This is a genomic window from Streptomyces sp. NPDC005820 (genome assembly GCF_040630255.1).
In the GTDB taxonomy this organism is placed as follows: Bacteria; Actinomycetota; Actinomycetes; order Streptomycetales; family Streptomycetaceae; genus Streptomyces.
Genome location: NZ_JBEXXE010000029.1, coordinates 28,978 through 48,982, shown reverse-complemented (window position 1 = coordinate 48,982; position 20,005 = coordinate 28,978). Strand labels below are relative to the sequence as shown.

At 70.8% G+C, this 20,005-nt stretch carries 18 protein-coding genes; 13 read left to right on the top strand and 5 right to left on the bottom strand.

Features of this window, described 5'->3' with window-relative positions; genetic code table 11:
* Positions 1–24: 24 nt before the first annotated feature.
* Together ABZ464_RS31750 and ABZ464_RS31745 are read right to left on the bottom strand one after the other, a co-directional pair.
* A complete protein-coding gene (locus tag ABZ464_RS31750; protein ID WP_359282476.1) occupies positions 25–1,362 on the bottom strand; it encodes a polysialyltransferase family glycosyltransferase in 1,338 nt (445 codons plus the stop codon).
* On the bottom strand, positions 1,362–2,348 hold the full coding sequence (locus ABZ464_RS31745; protein WP_359282474.1) for a glycosyltransferase family 2 protein: 987 nt from the start codon (positions 2,346–2,348) through the stop codon (positions 1,362–1,364). The genes ABZ464_RS31750 and ABZ464_RS31745 overlap by 1 nt, the downstream gene beginning before the upstream one ends.
* A gap of 197 nt (positions 2,349–2,545) precedes the next feature.
* Here ABZ464_RS31745 and ABZ464_RS31740 point away from each other — a divergent pair, with 197 nt between their 5' ends.
* Positions 2,546–3,886, top strand: a complete 1,341-nt coding sequence (locus ABZ464_RS31740; protein WP_359282472.1) for a DUF6716 putative glycosyltransferase — start codon at positions 2,546–2,548, stop codon at positions 3,884–3,886.
* On the opposite strand, the gene ABZ464_RS31735 is transcribed toward ABZ464_RS31740, so the two are convergent.
* The gene (locus ABZ464_RS31735; protein WP_359282470.1) at positions 3,829–4,296 is read right to left on the bottom strand and encodes a hypothetical protein; all 468 of its coding nucleotides are present in this window, start codon (positions 4,294–4,296) and stop codon (positions 3,829–3,831) included. The two genes, ABZ464_RS31740 and ABZ464_RS31735, sit on opposite strands and share 58 nt — an antisense overlap.
* A gap of 12 nt (positions 4,297–4,308) precedes the next feature.
* On the opposite strand from ABZ464_RS31735, the gene ABZ464_RS31730 reads away from it, so the two are divergent.
* Genes ABZ464_RS31730 through ABZ464_RS31720 form a run of 3 tightly spaced genes read left to right on the top strand, consistent with a single transcriptional unit; the run spans position 4,309 to position 7,590 of the window.
* Positions 4,309–5,517 carry an N-acylneuraminate cytidylyltransferase gene (locus ABZ464_RS31730; protein WP_359282467.1) on the top strand — a complete coding sequence of 403 codons (1,209 nt, stop codon included), beginning with the start codon at positions 4,309–4,311 and terminating at the stop codon, positions 5,515–5,517.
* A 13-nt stretch (positions 5,518–5,530) separates the two neighbouring features.
* Positions 5,531–6,469 carry an N-acetylneuraminate synthase family protein gene (locus ABZ464_RS31725; RefSeq protein ID WP_359282466.1) on the top strand — a complete coding sequence of 313 codons (939 nt, stop codon included), beginning with the start codon at positions 5,531–5,533 and terminating at the stop codon, positions 6,467–6,469.
* Between the two features lie 47 nt (positions 6,470–6,516).
* A complete protein-coding gene (locus ABZ464_RS31720) occupies positions 6,517–7,590 on the top strand; it encodes a hypothetical protein (protein ID WP_359282464.1) in 1,074 nt (357 codons plus the stop codon).
* A 46-nt stretch (positions 7,591–7,636) separates the two neighbouring features.
* Here the strand turns inward: ABZ464_RS31720 and ABZ464_RS31715 are convergent, their stop codons facing one another.
* A complete protein-coding gene (locus ABZ464_RS31715) occupies positions 7,637–8,299 on the bottom strand; it encodes a methyltransferase domain-containing protein (RefSeq protein ID WP_359282461.1) in 663 nt (220 codons plus the stop codon).
* A gap of 272 nt (positions 8,300–8,571) precedes the next feature.
* Here ABZ464_RS31715 and ABZ464_RS31710 point away from each other — a divergent pair, with 272 nt between their 5' ends.
* From ABZ464_RS31710 to ABZ464_RS31670, 9 genes are all read left to right on the top strand, one after another.
* Positions 8,572–9,813, top strand: a complete 1,242-nt coding sequence (locus ABZ464_RS31710) for an amidohydrolase (RefSeq protein WP_359282458.1) — start codon at positions 8,572–8,574, stop codon at positions 9,811–9,813.
* A 286-nt stretch (positions 9,814–10,099) separates the two neighbouring features.
* Positions 10,100–11,170 (top strand): BMP family ABC transporter substrate-binding protein, encoded by a 1,071-nt coding sequence (locus ABZ464_RS31705; protein ID WP_359282669.1) that lies wholly within the window; start codon positions 10,100–10,102, stop codon positions 11,168–11,170.
* A 309-nt stretch (positions 11,171–11,479) separates the two neighbouring features.
* The gene (locus tag ABZ464_RS31700; protein WP_359282457.1) at positions 11,480–12,532 is read left to right on the top strand and encodes a BMP family ABC transporter substrate-binding protein; all 1,053 of its coding nucleotides are present in this window, start codon (positions 11,480–11,482) and stop codon (positions 12,530–12,532) included.
* A 275-nt stretch (positions 12,533–12,807) separates the two neighbouring features.
* Positions 12,808–14,418, top strand: a complete 1,611-nt coding sequence (locus tag ABZ464_RS31695; RefSeq protein WP_359282668.1) for an ABC transporter ATP-binding protein — start codon at positions 12,808–12,810, stop codon at positions 14,416–14,418.
* Positions 14,415–15,530: an ABC transporter permease gene (locus ABZ464_RS31690; protein WP_359282455.1), complete on the top strand. Its 1,116-nt coding sequence runs from the start codon at positions 14,415–14,417 to the stop codon at positions 15,528–15,530. Before ABZ464_RS31695 ends, ABZ464_RS31690 begins: the two co-directional genes overlap by 4 nt.
* Positions 15,530–16,792, top strand: a complete 1,263-nt coding sequence (locus tag ABZ464_RS31685) for an ABC transporter permease (RefSeq protein WP_359282452.1) — start codon at positions 15,530–15,532, stop codon at positions 16,790–16,792. Before ABZ464_RS31690 ends, ABZ464_RS31685 begins: the two co-directional genes overlap by 1 nt.
* Positions 16,789–17,181: a cytidine deaminase gene (locus tag ABZ464_RS31680; protein ID WP_359282450.1), complete on the top strand. Its 393-nt coding sequence runs from the start codon at positions 16,789–16,791 to the stop codon at positions 17,179–17,181. Before ABZ464_RS31685 ends, ABZ464_RS31680 begins: the two co-directional genes overlap by 4 nt.
* A 102-nt stretch (positions 17,182–17,283) precedes the next feature.
* Positions 17,284–18,567, top strand: coding sequence for a thymidine phosphorylase (locus ABZ464_RS31675; protein WP_359282447.1), 1,284 nt, complete (start codon positions 17,284–17,286; stop codon positions 18,565–18,567).
* 87 nt (positions 18,568–18,654) lie between these two features.
* Entirely contained in the window at positions 18,655–19,041 is a 387-nt protein-coding gene (locus ABZ464_RS31670) for an STAS domain-containing protein (RefSeq protein ID WP_359282445.1), read from the top strand.
* Here ABZ464_RS31670 and ABZ464_RS31665 read toward each other — a convergent pair.
* Positions 18,925–19,950 carry a sigma-70 family RNA polymerase sigma factor gene (locus ABZ464_RS31665; protein WP_359282442.1) on the bottom strand — a complete coding sequence of 342 codons (1,026 nt, stop codon included), beginning with the start codon at positions 19,948–19,950 and terminating at the stop codon, positions 18,925–18,927. The two genes, ABZ464_RS31670 and ABZ464_RS31665, sit on opposite strands and share 117 nt — an antisense overlap.
* Positions 19,951–20,005: the final 55 nt, after the last annotated feature.

The following is a 20,005-nucleotide window of genomic DNA, read 5'->3' as shown; positions in this document are numbered from 1 at the left end:
TTTATTTGACCGAGTGGCGGCGTATTACCGCTTGATCGCCTTCCGCAGAGCCTTCGCCCGCCGTACGACCCGACGGGCCGTGGAGTTGTGCGGAAGGAACGCCAGCCGTTCCGGGATACCGCCCGGAAGCCCCAGCGAAGTCAGCCGTTTGCGCTTGAAGTAACGCTGGGTACGCGGACCGAGATGGGTGCGCAGATAGTTTTCGGCCTCGGGACGCAGACCGGAAAGAATCTGCGGCTGCATGACGAATCCGACGGCGGACAGCAGCCCGGCCGGAGTGTCCGCCGCAACGGTCTTCTCCTTGTCCTCCAGGTCCGCCAGCAGCGCGTCCGCGAGCACCACCGGCACCCGGTTGCTGTTCTGGTAGGGCGTCAGCCGGTCCAGCAGCGGCCAGGTGCCGATCCGGGCGACCGGCAGCTCGTAGAACGCGGACGCGGTGAACAGCGCGGTGGAGAAACAGCCGACGACCAGCGCGGGCGGCGCCTTCTGGAACAGCACCTCGGCGAGCACGGGCACGTCCAGGACCGTGAGGTCGACCCCGAGCTTCTCCGCCTCCGTCTCCAGGATCCGGCTGTAGCGGGCCGGAGCGGACGGATGCGGCTTGAAGACGACCGAGCGGTGCCCCTTGGCCACCGCCCCGCGCATCATCCGTACGTGCAGGTCCTCCTCCTCCTTCGCGGACATGATGTCCAGCGCGGAGAGGTACTGCCCGAGCAGCAGCGCCGAGTCGTCGGGCGGCGCCGGCAGGTCCGGCACGGCGTCGGCGACCTGCCCGAGCACCTTCAGGAACGCGGCCGCCGGGACCGTACGCGCGGGCACCTCGAACTCGGTGAGCAGCAGCGGTACGAGCCCGGGGACCAGGTCGAGATGGAGCAGCCGGCGCACCCGGGTGCCGATCAGCGGGTCGAGCTTGTTGCGGGTGGGGCCGTAGCTCATCAGACCGTCGGCGTACACCTCGATCGGCGCGCCCGGGAACACCTGGGCGATCGCCTGGGCCGGGTTGACCTGGATGGACTCCAGGACGATCTCCACCCGGTCCGTGCCGAGCCCCCACAGCAGCCGCAGATACCGCTCGAACAGCGGGACGTCGTCGGGGCGCGGGGTCCAGGCGCCCGGGTGGAAGGGGCTGATCGCCTCGTTCCAGGACAGGACCTCGTCGAAGCGGTCGCGCAGGGGAGCGAAGCCCGGCATCTCGTCGAGGGCCGGGGCGGTCTCCGGGTTCGTCGCGTTGTTGCAGACCAGCAGCAGCCGCCGCTCGGCCGCCGGGAAGCAGTCGGCGTCCAGGGCGGCGGCGAGGGTGGCCGCGCCGTACAGCGTGGAGGCGCAGAGGATCTGCGTGGTCTGTCCGGTGGTGCGTGCCATCAGGCGGCCGCCTTCGCGCTGGTGATCTGGCGCCTGAGCCGCCGCAACTTGGCGGAGCGCCGCAGGTCCATGGTGTCGAGAACGTCGGTGAGCAGCTCCTGCGGCATCCGCTTTATGGCCGCCGAGCTCATGGTCCGCAGCTGCTTGGCCACGGCGGGCTCGAACTTGTCGATCTCCGCGAGATGGTGGGCGATGATCGCGCAGTAGGTGCGCACCGCCTTGGGCAGCAGCCGGTCGGCCTCCCGGTCCTGCGCGGTCTCCTCGATCACCTCGTCGAAGGCGCGGATGAAGTCCAGCTGGCGGGCGTCGCCGATCTGGGTGAGGGAGGAGGCGACCCCGCGGCGGTAGAAGACACCGTGCAGGTTCAGCACCGCGAACGACTCCGCCTCCCGGTGCAGCTTCCAGATCCACGGCCGGTCCTCGGCGGTGCGCAGCCCGTGCGTGAAGTGCAGCAGCCCCCGGTCGAGGAGCCGGCGGTGGTAGGCGCCGGCCCAGGCGTAGGCGTAGTCGACGGAGGTGGAGCGGTCGACGGGCAGGATCGCGTCCCGGGGGCTGAGCACCTCCTCGCGCCGCCCGAGCGGATGCCGGACGATCGTGCGGGCCCGTCCGGTGGCCTGCACATGGTCCGTCCGGACGAAGTCGCAGCCCAGCGTCTCGATCGCGGTGACCAGTTCGGTCAGATACCCGCGCGCCAGCCAGTCGTCGCCGTCGAGGAACGTCAGGTACTCGCCGCTCGCCGCGTCGAGTCCGGTGTTGCGCGCGGTGGCCAGCCCCCCGTTCTCCTCATGGCGGACGTACCGCACCTGGGCGACCTCGGAAAGCTCTTCGACCGCCCGTTCGAGAATGGCCGGAGTTTCGTCCTTCGATTTGTCGTCCACCAGGACGAACTCGAAGTCCGGGTGGGCGTTGAGGCGAAGGCTTCTGAGGGTGTCCGGCGCGTATTGCTGGACGTTGTAGAACGGCACGATCAAGGAAAGCTTTGGCACGGCGAAATCCTAGGAGGGCCCCCGACAACGGAACTTTCCGTTGAGGAGACAGGGGGTGAACTCAATGTGTCGGAATGGTGCACCGGGCGTGCGTCACAGCTTCTGGAGAGCCAGTTCGGCCGCCGGTGGGCTGCTGTTAACTTTTCGTTGAATCGAGGTTGGGCCAACCCTCGGTTTTGCTTTCTAGCGTCTTCGACGTGCCAGCAAGTACTGCGAACCCCCCACGGATTGCCGTCCTCGCGGACTCGGACACCCGATGGAAATGGGGTGCGCTGACCGCCTCCAGGATCGTGCCCGGATCCGGAGGCGGGGTGCAAGCCGACCCCGTCGCCGCCCCCGTCCTCGACGGGTTCCTCCTGCGCGGCCGCGCCACCCCCACCCCGCGCCAGCTCGCCGAGGTGGGCGTGCACGCCGACTCCCTGCGTGAGGTCACCGCCGTCGAGTTCCTGCGCGCCATGGCGCAGGAGTCGTACGACGTCCTCGTCCTCGCGCTCGTCGGCGGCGGCGTCCAGGCCGTCCTGCACGGCCTCAAGCGGGTCTGGGAGGGCAACCCGGACCGCCCCGTCGTCGTCACCGGCTACGTCGGCGTCGTCTACGAGAAGCTCGCCGACGGCCTGCTGCTGCGGCACGGCGCCGACCTCGTCCTCGCCAACTCCCGTCAGGACGCGGAGCGGTTCCGCGCGGTCTACGACGGGGTCGGCGCCGACTCCTCCTCGGTGACCGAGGTCGCCCTGCCCTTCCTCGGCGGCGACCCCTACACCGGCGAGCACGACCCCTACACGGTCGTCTTCGCCGCGCAGCCCTCCGTACCGGAGAGCCGCAAGGACCGTACGTACCTGCTGAACCGGCTGGTCCGGCACGCCCGGCTGCACCCCGAACGCGAGGTGCTGCTGAAACTGCGCTCCAAGCCCGGCGAACACACCACCCACATCGAGGAACTGCCCTACCAGAAGCTGGTCCAGCGGCTCGATCCGCCGGCCAACTTCCGCCTGGTGTACGGCAACATGGGCGAGGTCCTCGACCGCACCGACCTGCTGGTCACGATCAGCTCCACCGCGGCCCTGGAGTCCCTCCACCGGCGTGTCCCCACCGTCGTGCTCAGCGACCTCGGGGTGCGCGAGGCCCTCGGCAACCACCACTTCGTCGGCTCCGGCTGTCTCGCCTCCTGGGACCAGCTCGACGCCGGCCACCGGCCCACCCCCGACGAGGAGTGGGTCTCCCGGCAGGGCGTCGCTGCCGACGGAGCCTACGCCACCGCCTTCGACGCGGCCCGCGAGCGCATCGCCAAGCTCCTCGACCGGCCCGGCGGACTGCCGCCCCTCACCCCCTGGTACACGCCCGCCACCGCGCCCGGCTATCTGCCCGGCATCCTCGCCCGCCACCACCTCGGCCCCGACGGCAGCCCGCTGCCCGGCGCACCCGCCTCCGACAAGGAGCCCGGCCCGGTCCGCCAGATCGTCCGCCGTGCCGCCCGCGGCGCCTACCGGCACGGAGTGCAGCGGGTGGCGCCCGTGATCCGGCGGATGGGGGAGCTGTGAGCGGGGACCGTCCGGCGACGGGCCGGGTACAGGCCGCCGGGTCCGCCCTGTCCGGCGGGGGCGGGCCGGGGGCGGCCGCCGATCGGCGCGACGGCGACGGCGGTCTGCCGCCCCGTGCGGGGCGCGCCGTGGGCGGGGACCGTCCGGCGACGGGCCGGGTACAGGCCGCCGGGTCCGCCCTGTCCGGCGGGGGCGGGCCGGGAGCGGCCGCCGATCGGCGCGCCGGCGACGGCGGTCTGCCGCCCCGTGCGGGGCGCGCCGTGAGCGGGGACCGTCCGGCGACGGGCCGGGTACAGGCCGCCGGGTCCGCCCTGTCCGGCGGGGGCGGGCCGGGGGCGGCCGCCGATCGGCGCGACGGCGGTCCGTCGCCCCGTGCGGGAAGCGCCGTGAGCGACCGTCTTCCACAGCAAGGAGAAGCCTCCATGTCCGACTCCCCAGCGGCGCGGCGCCGCGTCCTCGCCGTGATCCCCGCCCGCGGCGGCTCCAAGGGCGTGCCCGCGAAGAACCTCGCCCCCGTCGGCGGCGTCCCGCTGGTCGCCCGCGCGGTCCGCGAGTGCCGGGCCACCCGGCTCGTCACCGACGTCGTCGTCTCCACCGACGACCAGGCCATCGCCGCCGCGGCGCGCGAGGCGGGCGCCGAGGTCGTGCTGCGCCCCGCCGCCATCGCCGGCGACACCGCCACCTCCGAGGCGGCCGTCCTGCACGCCATGGACGCCCACGAGGCCCTGCACGGCGCACCGGTCGACGTCGTCCTGCTCGTCCAGTGCACCAGCCCGTTCCTGATCCGCGAGGACGTCGACGGGGTCGCCTCGGCCGTCGTGGAGAAGGGCGCCGACACGGCCGTGACCGTGGCCCACTTCCACGGCTTCGTCTGGCGCGACGCCGACGCCGGCGGCAACGGCGTCAACCACGACAAGTCCTACCGCCCGCGCCGCCAGGACCGCCCCCAGGACTTCCTGGAGACCGGCGCCGCCTACGCCATGGACGCGGCCGGCTTCCGCGCGCACGGCCACCGCTTCTTCGGCCGCACCGACCTCGTCCGCACCGACCCCGCCCGGGTCCTGGAGGTCGACGACCCGCACGACCTGGCCCGGGCCCGCGCCCTCGCCCCGCTGTTCGACGCGGACCGCCCCGACGGGCTGCCCACCGCCGAGGACATCGACGCGATCGTGCTCGACTTCGACGGCACCCAGACCGACGACCGGGTGCTGATCGACTCCGACGGACGGGAGTTCGTCTCCGTCCACCGCGGCGACGGCCTCGGCATCGCCGCCCTGCGCAGGAGCGGCTTCAAGCTCCTGATCCTGTCCACGGAACAGAACCCGGTCGTCGCCGCCCGGGCCCGGAAGCTGAAGCTCCCGGTCCTGCACGGCATCGACCGCAAGGACCTCGCACTCAAGCAGTGGTGCGAGGAACAGGGCATCGCGCCGGAGCGCGTGCTCTACGTCGGCAACGACGTCAACGACCTCCCCTGCTTCGCCCTCGTGGGCTGGCCGGTGGCGGTCGCGAGCGCCCACGACGTCGTACGCGGCGCCGCACGCGCGGTCACCACCGTCCCCGGTGGCGACGGCGCGATCCGGGAGATCGCCGGCTGGATCCTCGGACCCTCTCTCGACACCCTCACCAGGTAAGGAACGTTCCGCCATGAGCACCAACTCCCGTCTGCGCACGTTCGGCTCCCGCGAGGTCGGCCCCGGCCGCCCGGTCTACATCTGCGGCGAGATCGGCATCAACCACAACGGCGACCTCGAGAACGCGTTCAAGCTGATCGACGCGGCCGCCGAGGCCGGCTGCGACGCCGTCAAGTTCCAGAAGCGCACCCCCGAGATCTGCACCCCGCGCGACCAGTGGGACATCGAGCGCGACACCCCCTGGGGCCGGATGACGTACATCGACTACCGCCACCGCGTGGAGTTCGGCGAGGACGAGTACCGCCGGATCGACGAGTACTGCAAGGAGAAGGGGATCGACTGGTTCGCCTCCCCGTGGGACACCGAGGCCGTCGCCTTCCTGGAGAAGTTCGACATCCCCGCCCACAAGGTGGCCTCCGCCTCCCTCACCGACGACGAGCTGCTGCGCGCCCTGCGCGCCACCGGCCGCGCCGTCATCCTCTCCACCGGCATGTCGACCCCGAAGCAGATCCGGCACGCCGTCGAGGTGCTCGGCAGCGACAACATCGTCATGTGCCACGCCACCTCGACCTACCCGGCCAAGGCCGAGGAGCTCAACCTCCGCGTGATCAACACGCTGGAGAAGGAGTACCCGAACGTCCCGATCGGCTACTCGGGCCACGAGACCGGCCTGCAGACCACGCTGGCCGCCGTCGCCCTCGGCGCCGTCTTCGTCGAGCGCCACATCACCCTCGACCGCGCGATGTGGGGCTCCGACCAGGCCGCCTCCGTCGAGCCGCAGGGCCTGACGCGCCTCGTCCGTGACATCCGCACCATCGAGGCCTCCCTCGGCGACGGCGTCAAGAAGGTCTACGACTCCGAGCTCGGCCCCATGAAGAAGCTGCGCCGCGTCAGCGGTGTCGTCGCGGAGGCGGAGATCGCCGCGGCTGCGGGCGAGCCGGTCGCGGTCTGAGCCACCACGGTCCCAGACACCCACCACTACGGGACGGTCGTACGAGGATGAGCCCCCGCGCCGGCACGCACACCGGCACCACCCCCCACACGCTCGCGTTCGTCGAGAGCCCGGTGCAGCTCCTGAACGTGCTCGAATGGGCGCACGGCCAGGAGCTTCCCGGCGCGGAGCTCACCCTCGTCGTCCTGTCCCCGACCGACCCGATGACCCGCGGCCAGCTGCGCCGCATGGCCGAGCTGGCCCGCGACGAGGGCCACGCGGTCCGCTGGGAGGAGGCGCGCGGCGGCACCACGGCCCCCTTCCGCACGATCGGCGGTCTGACCCCGCTGCTGCGCCGCGCCCACCGGGTCGTCATGGGGGACCCGTTCTCCCGGTACGTCCAGCTCCTGCTCTCCATCACCAGGGCCTCCGATCTCGTCGTGGTCGACGACGGCACCGCGACCATGGAGTTCGTCGGGCAGCTGGCCCGCGGCGAACGCCTCGTGCGCTGGCACCGCAAGGGCGGCCGGCCAGGCCCCCGCGACCTGGTCTTCGCGCCGGTGTCCTCCTCGGCCCGCCGACGTCTCACCCCTTCGGCCGACACCCGGGTCGAGGTGTTCTCGGCGATGCCGGTCCAGGACATCCCCGAGGGCGTCACGGTCACGGCCAACACCTTCACCTGGACCCGGGCCCGCTTCGGGCCGCCGCGCGTCACCAAGGGCGCGGACATGGTCGGCACGTCCCTCGTCGAGACCGGTGTGGTGGACGCGGACCGCTACCTGGAGGCCGTCCAGGCCCTCGCCAAGGCCCATGGCGCGGCGCGCTACTTCGCCCACCGCCGCGAGAGCGCGGAGAAACTCCACCGGCTGGCCGTGGAGACGGACCTGGAGGTGGTCCGCCCCGACCTCCCGCTGGAACTGATCGCCCGCCGCGGCCCGATCGGCCGTACGGTCCTCAGCTTCCCGTCCACCGTCGTCCACACCCTCCCGCTGGCCCTCTCCGGCACGGACGTCCGCGTGGCGGTCTGCGACATCGACCCCACCTGGCTGACGGAACACGCGTCACCTCGGGCGCAGGGCTTCTTGTCGGGGGTGACGGGGACGGCGCGGGATGTGCACCGTTTGGCGGCCGTGATGCCGTAGCCGCGGGCCGTCACCCGGCTGCGGGCAGTCGCGCTCGGCAGTCGTGCTACATGCCGGGTACCTGAGCCAGGAGATACGCCCTCGGGTACTTGCGGCCCTCTTCCGGGGCGAGGACCACGCGGGCCAGTACCCCGAAGCCCGTCTCCCCCAGCAGCGCCGCCACCGCCTCCGGATCCCGCAACCAGTACCGCAGTGAGACCTGGTGACCGAAGCGTTCCGTGACGTGGAGTTCCTCGCCCCGGCCGGTCTGGAAGGCGAGGAGCAGATGCCCGCCGGGGACCAGGACCCGGCGGAACTCCCGCAGGACGGAGGGGAGTTCGCCGTCCGGTACGTGGATCACGGAGTACAGCGCGATCAGGCCGGCGAGCGAGTGGTCCGGCAGGTCCAGCCCGGTCATCGAGCCCACGTGGAACCGCAGATGCGGATGCGCCCGCGAGGCCAGCGCCACCATGCGCGGCGAGACGTCCACCCCGAACACCGAAAGGCCCAGCGCGTCCAGCCGCCGGGTCACATACCCCGGCCCGCTCCCGACGTCCGCGACCGGCTCGCCGCCCCCGCGCTCCTTCACCAGGTCCGCGAAGCCGGAGAGCAGCGCTCTGTCCAGGTGCCGGTGCTCCAGCCCGTCCGAGAACTCCTCGGTGTAGGCCTCGGCCATCGCGTCGTACGAGGTGCGGGCGGCGTGCAGGAAGTCGACGTCCAGGTCGGTCATGGGCGCGCACACTACCGGCGCGCGCGGCGACTCGTACGAACGTCCGATGAACGATTCCGGAACGTGGACACAGCGGGCGCCCCACCCGTACCTCATGGTATGGGTGAGGATAGGAAGAGGGCGGCGCCAGATGAAAAACCGGCGAGTTTACCCACCCTCTACGGCAACCATGCGTCGGGCGGCCAACTTTTCTTCCTCCAACAGGTTGAAATTTTGTTGATCGGGTCAGTTGACCGCTCCGGCGTCCTACCCTTCAGAGGGTGAAGCAACTGATGTCCCGAGAGTCCGAGGCCGATCCTGCGAAGCGCGCCGCCCTGCCCGGCACGCTGCCCGAAGCCCTGCGTGCGGAGCTCGTCGCCTTCCGGCGCGACATGCACATGCATCCCGAGCTCGGCAACCAGGAGTTCCGTACGACCGCCGCGATCAAGGCCCGCCTGGAGAAGGCGGGCCTCAAGCCGCGTGTCCTTGCCATCGGGACCGGCCTCATCTGCGACATCGGGATCGAGGAGGGGGAGCCGGTCTCCGGCGTGCCCATCCTCGCCATGCGCGCCGACATCGACGCGCTGCCCATCCCGGACACCAAGACCGAGTGCGCGTACCGCTCCACGGTCCCCGACCGCGCCCACGCCTGCGGTCACGACGTGCACACCACCGTCGTCCTCGGCGCCGGCCTGGTCCTCGCCGAGCTGCACAGGCAGGGCCGCCTCCCGCGGCCCGTGCGGCTGATCTTCCAGCCCGCCGAGGAGGTGCTGCCCGGCGGCGCCGCCGACGCCATCGAGTGCGGCGCGCTGGACGGCGTCGGCCGGATCATCGCCGTGCACTGCGACCCGCGCGTCGACGCGGGCCTCATCGGGCTGCGCGAAGGCGCCATCACCTCCGCCTGCGACCGGCTGGAGATCACCCTGGACGGGCCCGGCGGCCACACCGCCCGCCCGCATCTGACCACCGACCTGGTCACCGCGGCCGCCCGCGTCGTCACCGACGTGCCCGCGCTCGTCGGACGCCGGGTCGACACCCGGGCGGGCCTCGCGGTCACCTGGGGCCGCATCGAGAGCGGCCACGCCCCGAACGTGATCCCGCAGCACGCCGAGCTCTCCGGCACCGTGCGCTGCCTGGACATCGAGGCCTGGCGGCAGGCCCCGGACATCGTGGTGGCGGCGATCGACGAGGTCGCCAACCTGCACCGCGCCAAGTCCGAGATCAACTACGTCCGGGGCGTCCCGCCCGTCGTCAACGACGGCGAGGTCGCCGCCCTGCTGCACCAGGCGATGATCGCCCGGCGCGGCGAGGGCTCGGTGGAGGGCACCGAGCAGAGCCTCGGCGGGGAGGACTTCTCCTGGTACCTGGAGCGGGTGCCGGGTGCGATGGCCCGGCTCGGCGTCCGTCCCCCGGGTGAGCGCACGGTCCGCGATCTGCACCAGGGCGACTTCGACGCCGACGAGTCCGCGATCACCGTGGGCGTGGAGCTGTTCACGGCCGCCGCCCTGCTGGACGCGGCGACGCGGGAGGTCTGACGGCGTACGGGGGCGCAGGGGGAACCGAGGGTGACCGAAAGGCATCCCTTCGTCCCCTTGTGTCACCCGCCCGTAACCGCGAGGACGCGCTTGCGAACCAAGGTCGGCACGAATCGATAACGGGAGCGAGCAACCCCGTTCCCCTCCCCGTCTACGCGCGTTACTGTCGCCGAAATCGCCACCCGGTACGGCTTGTTGGGGAGCCCTCCGGAACGGCGCCACCAAGGGGAAAGCGGGCCGGTCACGGCGCCGTGGGGATTTCGAAGGGGTGCTTGCTGTGCGTCTGATATCTCGGAAGAGCAGAATTTCCCAGGCAGCGGTGGCCGTCGCGGTCATCGCGCTGGCGGCCACCGGCTGCGGTGAGTCCAGCACCGGTTCCAAGGCGAGCGACTCGGCGTCGTCGTCGTCCGGGAAGTACTCGGGCAAGGGCATCGGTCTCGCGTACGACATCGGCGGCAAGGGCGACCAGTCCTTCAACGACGCCGCCTACGCCGGTCTGCAGAAGGCCGAGAAGGAGTTCGGCATCAGCGGCCGGGACGTCGAGCCGCAGGACAACGAGACGGACGCGGACAAGATCCAGCGTCTGACCCAGCTGGCCCAGGCCGGCTACAACCCGGTGATCGGCGTCGGCTTCGTCTATGGGCCGGCCGTCAAGGAGGTCGCCGCGAAGTTCCCGAACACCACCTTCGGGATCATCGACGACGAGACCGTCCAGGCGAAGAACGTCGCCGACATGGTCTTCCACGAGGAGCAGGCCTCCTACCTGGCCGGCGTCGCCGCGGCCAAGACCTCCAAGAAGGCCCACATCGGCTTCATCGGCGGTGTGGACATCCCGCTGATCCACAAGTTCGAGGCCGGGTACGTCCAGGGCGCCAAGTCGGTCAACCCGAGCATCAAGATCGAGTCGCAGTACCTGACGGAGACGCCCCAGGAGGGCGGCTTCTCCAGCCCCGACAAGGGCAAGGACGCCGCGGCCGGCCAGATCGAGGCCGGCGCCGACGTGATCTACCACGCGGCCGGTCTCTCCGGTCAGGGCGTGATCACCGAGGCCGCCGCCAAGAAGGTGTGGGCCATCGGCGTCGACTCCGACCAGTACAGCCAGAGCGCACTCGCGGCGTACAAGGACTACATCCTCGGCTCGGCCCTGAAGAACGTCGGCGGCGCGGTCTACGACCTCGTGAAGTCCGTCCACGAGGGCAAGCCGCTGTCCGGCGTGGTCCGCGGCAGCCTCTCCAACGACGGGGTCGGTTTCGCCGACTCCAACCCGAAGTACAAGGCGATGACGGACGTCGTCGCCGCCGTGGACAAGGCCAAGCAGGCCATCATCGACGGCACGGTCACGGTCAACACCAAGTAACACCCCGACGGGGCCGGTGTAACACCGGCCCCGCCCGCCGCTTACGCCCTTACGGGCGTCCTTGCAGCCCAAGCGCCCCGGGGCGCGGGGCGTCGGCCACCCGTCTGCCCCGTGGGCGGACGACGCGTGGCCGACGCCCCGCGCCCCGCCTCCCGCAGGGGGCGTTCGGCTGTACGTAACCTGGATTACAACTGTGGCCACAGCTCGATAACGGAGCGGACAGAAGGGTTTTTCCTCCCGGTCTACGCGCGTTACGCTGCGGCGGAACCAGCGCCTGGTTTGGGCGCTTGCACAAAGGAGTCTCGTTCCATGCGCCGGGTGTCCCGAATCGCCGTTGCGGGTGTTGCCACCGCAGCTCTCGCAGTGACCGTTTCCGCCTGTGGAAGCTCGTCCACGTCGTCGTCCTCGTCCGAGAGCAGCAAGAACAACCTCGGCCTCGCGCTCGCGTACGACGTCGGCGGCAAGGGCGACCAGTCCTTCAACGACGCCGCCACCGCCGGTCTGGAGCAGGCCGACAAGGAGTTCGGCTACAAGTCCACCGCGGTCGAGCCGCAGGACGGCGAGTCCGACGCGGACAAGGTGCAGCGCCTGGAGAACCTCGCCAAGCAGGGGTACAACCCGGTCATCGGCGTCGGCTTCGCCTACGCGCCCGCCGTCAAGGAGGCCGCGGCCAAGTACCCGAAGACCACCTTCGGCATCGTCGACGACGAGCAGATCAAGGCCGACAACGTCGCCGACCTCGTCTTCCACGAGGAGCAGGCCTCCTACCTCGCCGGTGTCGCGGCCGCCAAGGCGACCAAGTCGAACGTCGTGGGCTTCGTCGGCGGTGTGGACGTGCCGCTGATCCACAAGTTCGAGGCCGGCTTCAAGCAGGGCGTCGAGGACACCAAGAAGGGCGTCACGGTCAAGTCGCAGTACCTGACCGAGACCGCCGCCGAGGGTGGCTTCTCCAGCCCCGACAAGGGTGAGAGCGCCGCCGAGGGCCAGATCGACGCCGGCGCGGACGTCATCTACGCCGCCGCGGGTCTGTCCGGCCAGGGCGTCATCAAGGCCGCCAACGCCAACAAGGTGTGGGCGATCGGCGTCGACTCCGACCAGTACAAGCAGGACGCGCTCAAGGCGTACAAGGACTCGATCCTGACCTCCGCCATGAAGAACGTCCAGGGCGCGGTCTACACGCTGGCCAAGTCGGTCGAGGACGGCAAGCCGGAGACGGGCGTCGTCCGCGGCAGCCTGGAGAACGGCGGCGTGAGCGTGTCGAGCTCCAACCCGACCTTCTCCGGCAACGCCGACATGCAGGCCGCGATCAAGAAGGCCGAAGAGGGCATCAAGAACGGCACCATCACCGTCAAGACCTCCTGACGACCTCCTCTCCCGAGAGGAAAACCGGTCGGAGGCATTGGCCAACAGGACGCTGTGATGACAGCGTTACGGCCACGGAACGGGGCACGGGAAGCAAGGCGTACTCGTGCCCCGTTCGCGCGGCAGAATGCTCGGAACGGATCGTGACCGAAAATGAGCGATCAGATCCGGGCACTATTTAAAGCAGGGGCGCTACGCGCGTAGAGCGGCCCCTTTCCCAAGGAGAGTGCGCCATCGACGCGTCCAGCAGCCCTCCGCTCACCGCACAGTCGACGATCGCGGTAGAGCTGGCGGGGATCACCAAGCGCTTCCCCGGTGTCGTCGCCAACCACGACATCCACCTGACCGTCCGCAAGGGCACCGTGCACGCCCTGGTCGGGGAGAACGGCGCCGGCAAGTCGACCCTGATGAAGATCCTCTACGGCATGCAGAAGCCGGACGAGGGCACCATCGCCGTCGACGGACAACAGGCGACCTTCTCCAGCCCCGCCGACGCCATCGCCCGCGGCATCGGCATGGTCCACCAGCACTTCATGCTGGCCGACAACCTGACCGTCCTGGAGAACGTGGTGCTCGGCAGCGAGAAGCTGCACGGCATCGGCGGCGGCGCCCGCAAGAAGATCAAGGAGATCTCCGACCGCTACGGCCTCGGAGTGCGCCCCGACGCCCTGGTCGAGGACCTCGGTGTCGCCGACCGCCAGCGCGTGGAGATCCTCAAGGTCCTCTTCCGCGGCGCCCGCACCCTCATCCTCGACGAGCCGACCGCCGTGCTCGTCCCGCAGGAGGTCGACGCGCTCTTCGCCAACCTGCGCGAGCTCAAGGCCGAGGGCCTCTCCGTCATCTTCATCTCCCACAAGCTGGGCGAGGTCCTCTCCGTCGCCGACGACATCACCGTCGTCCGGCGCGGTACGACCGTCGGCACCGCCGTCCCCTCCGAGACCACCCCCCGCCAGCTCGCCGAGATGATGGTCGGCTCCGAGCTGCCCACCCCGGAGACCGCCGAGTCCACGGTCACCGACCAGGCCGTCATCACGGTCGCGAACCTCACCGTCTACGCCAGCGGCGGCGCCTCCATGGGCACCGAGGCCGAGCCCAGCGGCGGCATCACGCTGGCCCCCGAGGGCGGCGAGATCAAGCGCGTCCTGGACGACGTCAGCTTCACCATCCACGCCGGCGAGGTCATGGGCATCGCCGGCGTCGAGGGCAACGGCCAGACCGAACTGATCGACGCCCTGATCGGCACCAAGAACGCCGACTCCGGCTCGATCGCCTTCCTCGGCGAGGACATCACCCCCTGGCCCACCCGCAGGCGCCGCGAGTCCGGCGTCGGCTACATCCCCGAGGACCGCCACCGCCAGGGCCTGCTCCTGGAGGCCCCCCTCTGGGAGAACCGCATCCTCGGCCATGTCACCGAGAGCCCCAACGCCAAGGGCTTCTGGCTGAACCCCAAGGGCGCCCAGGCCGACACCCGCCGGATCGTCGAGGAATTCGACGTCCGCACCCCCGGCATCGACGTCACCGCCGCCTCCCTCTCCGGCGGCAACCAGCAGAAGCTGATCGTCGGCCGCGAGATGAGCCACAACCCGAAGTTCCTGATCGCCGCCCACCCCACCCGCGGTGTGGACGTCGGCGCGCAGGCCCAGATCTGGGACCGCATCCGCGAGGCCCGCCGCGAGGGCCTGGCCGTGCTGCTGATCTCCGCCGACCTGGACGAGCTGATCGGCCTGTCGGACACCCTGCGCGTGATCTACAACGGAAGGCTGGTCGCGGACGCCGACCCAGCCACCATCACACCCGAAGAGCTGGGCTCGGCCATGACGGGTGCCGCCACCGGACACCTTGAGCACGTCGAGGAAGCGAGCGCCCCGGAGGACGAGGCCCGATGAAGAAGTTCGACAAGGAGCGCCTGCTCCTCGCCGTGGCCGGCCCGGTCATGGCGCTCGTCGCGGCGATCCTGCTGACCTCGGTCGTGCTGATCGCCTCGGGCAAGAGCCCGATCGAGCCGTACACGCTCATGCTGGAGCAGATCGGCTACTCCGACGTCCAGGTCCTGATCATCAACCAGGCGTCGCTGTACTACATCGCCGCCCTCGCGGTCGCCCTCGGCTTCCGTATGAACCTGTTCAACATCGGCGTCGACGGCCAGTACCGCCTCGCCGCGATGATGACCGCCGTGGTCGGCGCCCACATGGACCTGCCGGCCTTCCTCCAGGTCCCGCTGCTGCTGCTGGTCGCCGCCTTCACCGGTGGCATCTGGGCCGGTGTCGCGGGCGTCCTGAAGGTCACCCGGGGCGTCAGCGAGGTCGTCGCGACGATCATGCTCAACGCGATCGCCACCAGCCTCATCGCCTACCTCACCCTGCCCGACGTCTTCGGCCAGCTCGTCGGCGACAACAAGACCACCGGCATCATGAAGGAGTCCGGCTGGGTCCCCGGCATCAACCTGGGCGCCGACGTCGGCGAGATCTACGGCCTGGTCTTCCTCGCCGTCGCCCTCGGCATCGTCTACTGGCTGGTCCTCAACCGCACCCGCTTCGGCTTCGACCTGCGCGCCACCGGCGAGTCCGAGTCGGCCGCCGCCGCCTCCGGGGTCGACGCCAAGCGCATGATCCTCACCGTGATGATCGTCTCCGGCGCGGTCTCCGGCCTCGCCGGACTGCCGCTGCTGCTCGGCGACGCCCACACCTACAGCCTGAGCTTCCCGACCGGCGTCGGCTTCACCGCCATCGGCATCGCCCTGCTCGGCCGCAACAACCCCGGCGGCATCGCCCTCGCCGCCCTCCTGTGGGCCTTCCTCGACAAGGCGTCCCCCGCCCTCGACTACGCGACTCCCGAGCCGTACGAGAAGGAAATCGCGATGATCATGCAGGGCCTGATCGTCTTCGCGGTCGTCATCTCCTACGAGGTCGTCCGCACCTGGGGTCTGCGCCGCCAGCAGAAGCGCGTCGGTGAGGAACTCGCCGCCGCCGCGAACACCAAGAAGGAGGTGGCGGTCTGATGAGCACCGCGACCATCGCGAAGCCGAAGTCCGGGCAGCCCGGCAAGGGCGGCCGCCGGATGTCGCTGCCCGTCCTCCTGCTGGTCATCGCGGGCGTCCTGATCCTGACCTCGGTCGTCCGCCTGATCACCGGCGCGGACGGCATCACGTCCACCGGCCAGATGTCCACCGCCCTGCGCGCCGCCGTCCCGATCGGCCTCGCAGGCCTCGGCGGTCTGTGGGCCGAGCGGGCGGGCGTCGTCAACATCGGCCTCGAGGGCATGATGATCCTCGGCACCTGGTTCGGCGCCTGGGCCGGCTACCAGTGGGGCCCGTGGACCGGTGTCGTCCTCGGCATCCTCGGCGGCGCCCTCGGCGCCGTCCTGCACGCCATCGCCACCGTCACCTTCAAGGTCAACCACATCGTCTCCGGTGTGGCCCTGAACATCCTGGCCCTCGGCGTCACCCGCTACCTGTCGAAGTTCACCTTCGAGAACGCCCCGCAGGGCTCCTCCAAGCAGTCCCCGCCGATCGACTCGCTCGGCACCTTCGACGTCCCCGGCCTGTCCAGCTGGCTGGAGACCCTCAACGACAAGCACTGGTTCCTGATCTCCGACCTCGCCGGTCTCACCGGCGGTCTGATCACCAACCTCTCGCCGCTCACCGTCGTCGCCGTCGCCCTCGTCCCGGCCACCTGGTACGTGCTGTGGCGCACCTCCTTCGGTCTGCGGCTGCGCTCCTGCGGCGAGAACCCGGTCGCCGCCGAGTCCCTCGGCGTCAACGTCTACAAGTACAAGTACATCGCCGTGATCATCTCCGGCGGCTTCGCCGGCCTCGGCGGCGCCTTCCTGTCGATCGTCGCGTCGAACGTCTACCTCGACGGCCAGACCGCCGGCCGCGGGTACATCGGTCTCGCCGCGATGATCTTCGGCAACTGGATGCCGGGCGGCCTCGCCCTCGGCGCCGGGCTGTTCGGCTACACCGACAGCCTCAACCTGCGCGGCGGCGCCACCAACGTCCACGCGCTGATCCTGCTGATCGCGATCCTGCTGGTCGCCGGCTTCGCCTACCTGGCCTGGAAGAAGCAGTACGTCCCGGCCTTCATCACCGCCGCGGTCTCGGCCCTGATGTTCATCTGGTACGTCAGCACCGACGACGTCCCCAACCAGGTCGTGACGGCCACCCCGTACGTCGTGACCCTGCTGGTCCTCTCGCTGTCCGCCCAGCGCCTGCGCATGCCGAAGGCGGACGGACTGCCGTACCGGAAGGGACAGGGCAAGTGACCCCGGTCGACTGGGAGAAGCTGCGTTCGGTGGCCCGGGACGCCATGTCCCGGGCGTACGCCCCGTACTCCGGCTACCCGGTCGGCGTGGCGGCCCTCGTCGACGACGGCCGGATCGTCTCCGGCTGCAACGTCGAGAACGCCTCCTACGGCCTCGGCCTGTGCGCCGAGTGCGGGCTGGTCTCCGAGCTGCAGAACACCGGCGGCGGCCGGCTCACGCACTTCACCTGCGTGGACGGCAAGGGCGAGATCCTGGTCCCGTGCGGCCGCTGCCGCCAGCTCCTGTACGAGTTCGGCGGCGCCGGCCTCCTGCTGGAGACCCCGGCCGGGATCCTGCCCCTCGCCGAGATGCTCCCGCAGGCCTTCGGCCCGGACCACCTCACCAAGTAAGCAAGCAAGCACCTCCGTACGGCCCCTCTGAATCGCTGTCACCGTGACACACACTCTCAGGGGGGCCGCACACTTTCTGGACCCTCGGAAGGAACGCACGCCATGACCATGGACGCCATCTCCGTCATCCGCACCAAGCGGGACCGCGGTGAGCTCGGCGACGAGCAGATCGACTGGGTCATCGACGCGTACACCCGCGGCGAGGTCGCCGACGAGCAGATGTCGTCGCTCGCGATGGCCATCCTGCTCAACGGCATGAACCGCCGTGAGATCGCCCGCTGGACCGCCGCGATGATCGCCTCCGGCGAGCGCATGGACTTCTCCTCCCTGTCCCGCCCGACCGCCGACAAGCACTCCACCGGCGGCGTCGGCGACAAGATCACCCTCCCGCTCGCCCCGCTCGTCGCGGCCTGCGGCGCCGCCGTCCCGCAGCTCTCCGGCCGCGGCCTCGGCCACACCGGCGGCACCCTGGACAAGCTGGAGTCCATCCCCGGCTGGCGCGCCCTGCTCTCCAACGAGGAGATGCTCTCCGTCCTCGACACCACCGGCGCGGTGATCTGCGCGGCCGGCGACGGCCTCGCCCCCGCCGACAAGAAGCTGTACGCGCTGCGCGATGTCACCGGCACGGTCGAGGCGATCCCCCTCATCGCCTCCTCGATCATGTCCAAGAAGATCGCCGAGGGCACCGGTTCCCTGGTCCTGGACGTCAAGGTCGGCACCGGCGCCTTCATGAAGACGCTCGAGGACGCCCGTGAGCTGGCCTCCACGATGGTCGGCCTCGGCACCGACCACGGCGTGAAGACGGTCGCCCTCCTCACCGACATGAGCACCCCGCTGGGTCTGACCGCCGGCAACGCCCTGGAGGTCCGCGAGTCCGTCGAGGTCCTCGCGGGCGGCGGCCCGGCGGACGTCGTGGAACTGACGATCGCCCTCGCCCGAGAGATGCTCGACGCGGCCGGCGTGAAGGACGCCGACCCGGCGAAGGCGCTCGCCGACGGCTCCGCGATGGACGTCTGGCGCCGCATGATCGCGGCCCAGGGCGGCGACCCGGACGCGACCCTGCCGGTGGCCCGCGAACAGCACGTCGTCACCGCCCCGTCCTCCGGCGTCCTCACCCGCCTCGACGCCTACGACATCGGCATCGCCGCCTGGCGCCTCGGCGCGGGCCGCGCCCGCAAGGAGGACCCGGTCCAGGCGGGCGCGGGCGTCGAACTCCACGCCAAGCCCGGCGAGACGGTCACCGCGGGCCAGCCCCTCCTGACCCTCCACACCGACACCCCCGAGCGCTTCGACTACGCCCTCCAGGCCGTCACCGGCTCCTACGACATCGCCCCGGCCGGTACGCCGTTCACGGCGTCGCCGGTGGTGCTGGAACGTATCGCCTGACCTGCTGCTCATGTGTTCGGTCGAACGGGACCGGTGGACCTCCGCCGGTCCCGTTCGGCGTTCCGGCGTTCCGGCGTTCCCGCTCCGATGAGTTGGACCCGCCCGCCCGGTCTACCGCACGTGGACCCCAAAACACCGCCCGTGCTCGCCCTGACCGGCCCTCTCACCCGCGACCGGGTGGCAGGGCTCTCCGACGATGTACGGGCCCTGCTGGCGGCCGGTGGTGGTGGGGTCGTCGTCTGTGAGGTGAGCGGGATCGGGCCGCCGGGCCTGGCCGCCGTCGATCTGCTGGCCCGGCTCCAGCTCGCCGCCCGCCGAGCCGGAGGGCGGATACGGCTGCGCGACCCCGACCCCGCCCTACGCGCCCTGCTCGACCTCGTCGGACTCCCCGTCGAGGTGGAGGGGGAGACCGAAGAGCGGGAACCACCGCTGGGTGTCGAGGTAGAAGTGGAACCCGGTGAGGCGGCCGTCTGAGATCTCCAGGACCTGGATCGCCCAGGGGCTGAAGCCGCCCTTCTCCGGGTCCGGCTTGTACTGGGCGAACCCCGGCAGCCCGTTCACCTGGACCGGCAGCAGCCGCGAGCCCTCGCAGCCCGAGCCGATCGTCGTCATGAAGCCCGCGATGTCGTCGTGGCCCGTGAGCCACAGGTCGAACGGCGGCATCGTCATGATGGCGTCCTCGTGGAGCAACGCCGTCAGGGCGGCCATGTCGTACCCCTCGAAGGCCGCCACATAGCGCTCCAGCAGCTTCTGCTGCTCCTCGTCCAGCGGGTCGGACACCGCCGCGTCCGCGCCCGCCTCCGCCCGCTCGGCCAGCGTGGCCCGCGCCCGCTGCAGCGCGCTGTTGACCGAGGCGACCGAGGTGTCCAGCAGCTCGGCGACCTCACTCGCCTTCCACGCCAGCACCTCGCGCAGGATCAGCACCGCCCGCTGCTTGGGCGGCAGCTGCTGGAGCGCGGCCATGAAGGCCAGCCGAACCGACTCCTTGGCCACCGCCGCCTCCGCAGGGTCCTCCACCGTGGGCAGCACGCGCGCGTCCGGCACCGGCTCCAGCCAGGTGTGGTCGGGACGGGGGGAGAGGGCCGCCTGGGCGAGCGGCGTCGACTCCGAGAGGTCCATCGGCCGGGCCCGCTTGTTGCCCGCCGTCAGCATGTCCAGACAGACGTTCGTCGCGATCCGGTACAGCCACGAGCGCAGGCTGGAGCGCCCCTCGAACCTGTCGTAGCTCCGCCAGGCCCGCACCAGCGTGTCCTGCACCGCGTCCTCGGCCTCGAAGGAGGAACCGAGCATGCGATAGCAGTACCCGGTCAGCTCGACCCGGTGCCGCTCCAGCCGGACATCGAGATCCTCGATCGTCGCGGCGCCCGCCGTACCGTCACTCATCGTGGTCCACCCACCCCTGTGGCCGTCCTGTCACGCGTCTGTGCGCCCAGCACTT

Bases quoted from the DNA above. Each gene is read 5' to 3' on its own strand.
- ABZ464_RS31700 (WP_359282457.1), top strand. From the start codon at position 11,480: ATGCGCCGGGTGTCCCGAATCGCCGTTGCGGGTGTTGCCACCGCAGCT.
- ABZ464_RS31685 (WP_359282452.1), top strand. From the start codon at position 15,530: ATGAGCACCGCGACCATCGCGAAGCCGAAGTCCGGGCAGCCCGGCAAG.
- ABZ464_RS31665 (WP_359282442.1), bottom strand. From the start codon at position 19,950: ATGAGTGACGGTACGGCGGGCGCCGCGACGATCGAGGATCTCGATGTC.
- ABZ464_RS31725 (WP_359282466.1), top strand. From the start codon at position 5,531: ATGAGCACCAACTCCCGTCTGCGCACGTTCGGCTCCCGCGAGGTCGGC.
- ABZ464_RS31710 (WP_359282458.1), top strand. From the start codon at position 8,572: ATGTCCCGAGAGTCCGAGGCCGATCCTGCGAAGCGCGCCGCCCTGCCC.
- ABZ464_RS31675 (WP_359282447.1), top strand. From the start codon at position 17,284: ATGACCATGGACGCCATCTCCGTCATCCGCACCAAGCGGGACCGCGGT.
- ABZ464_RS31720 (WP_359282464.1), top strand. From the start codon at position 6,517: ATGAGCCCCCGCGCCGGCACGCACACCGGCACCACCCCCCACACGCTC.
- ABZ464_RS31715 (WP_359282461.1), bottom strand. From the start codon at position 8,299: ATGACCGACCTGGACGTCGACTTCCTGCACGCCGCCCGCACCTCGTAC.
- ABZ464_RS31750 (WP_359282476.1), bottom strand. From the start codon at position 1,362: ATGGCACGCACCACCGGACAGACCACGCAGATCCTCTGCGCCTCCACG.
- ABZ464_RS31690 (WP_359282455.1), top strand. From the start codon at position 14,415: ATGAAGAAGTTCGACAAGGAGCGCCTGCTCCTCGCCGTGGCCGGCCCG.
- ABZ464_RS31730 (WP_359282467.1), top strand. From the start codon at position 4,309: ATGTCCGACTCCCCAGCGGCGCGGCGCCGCGTCCTCGCCGTGATCCCC.
- ABZ464_RS31670 (WP_359282445.1), top strand. From the start codon at position 18,655: ATGAGTTGGACCCGCCCGCCCGGTCTACCGCACGTGGACCCCAAAACA.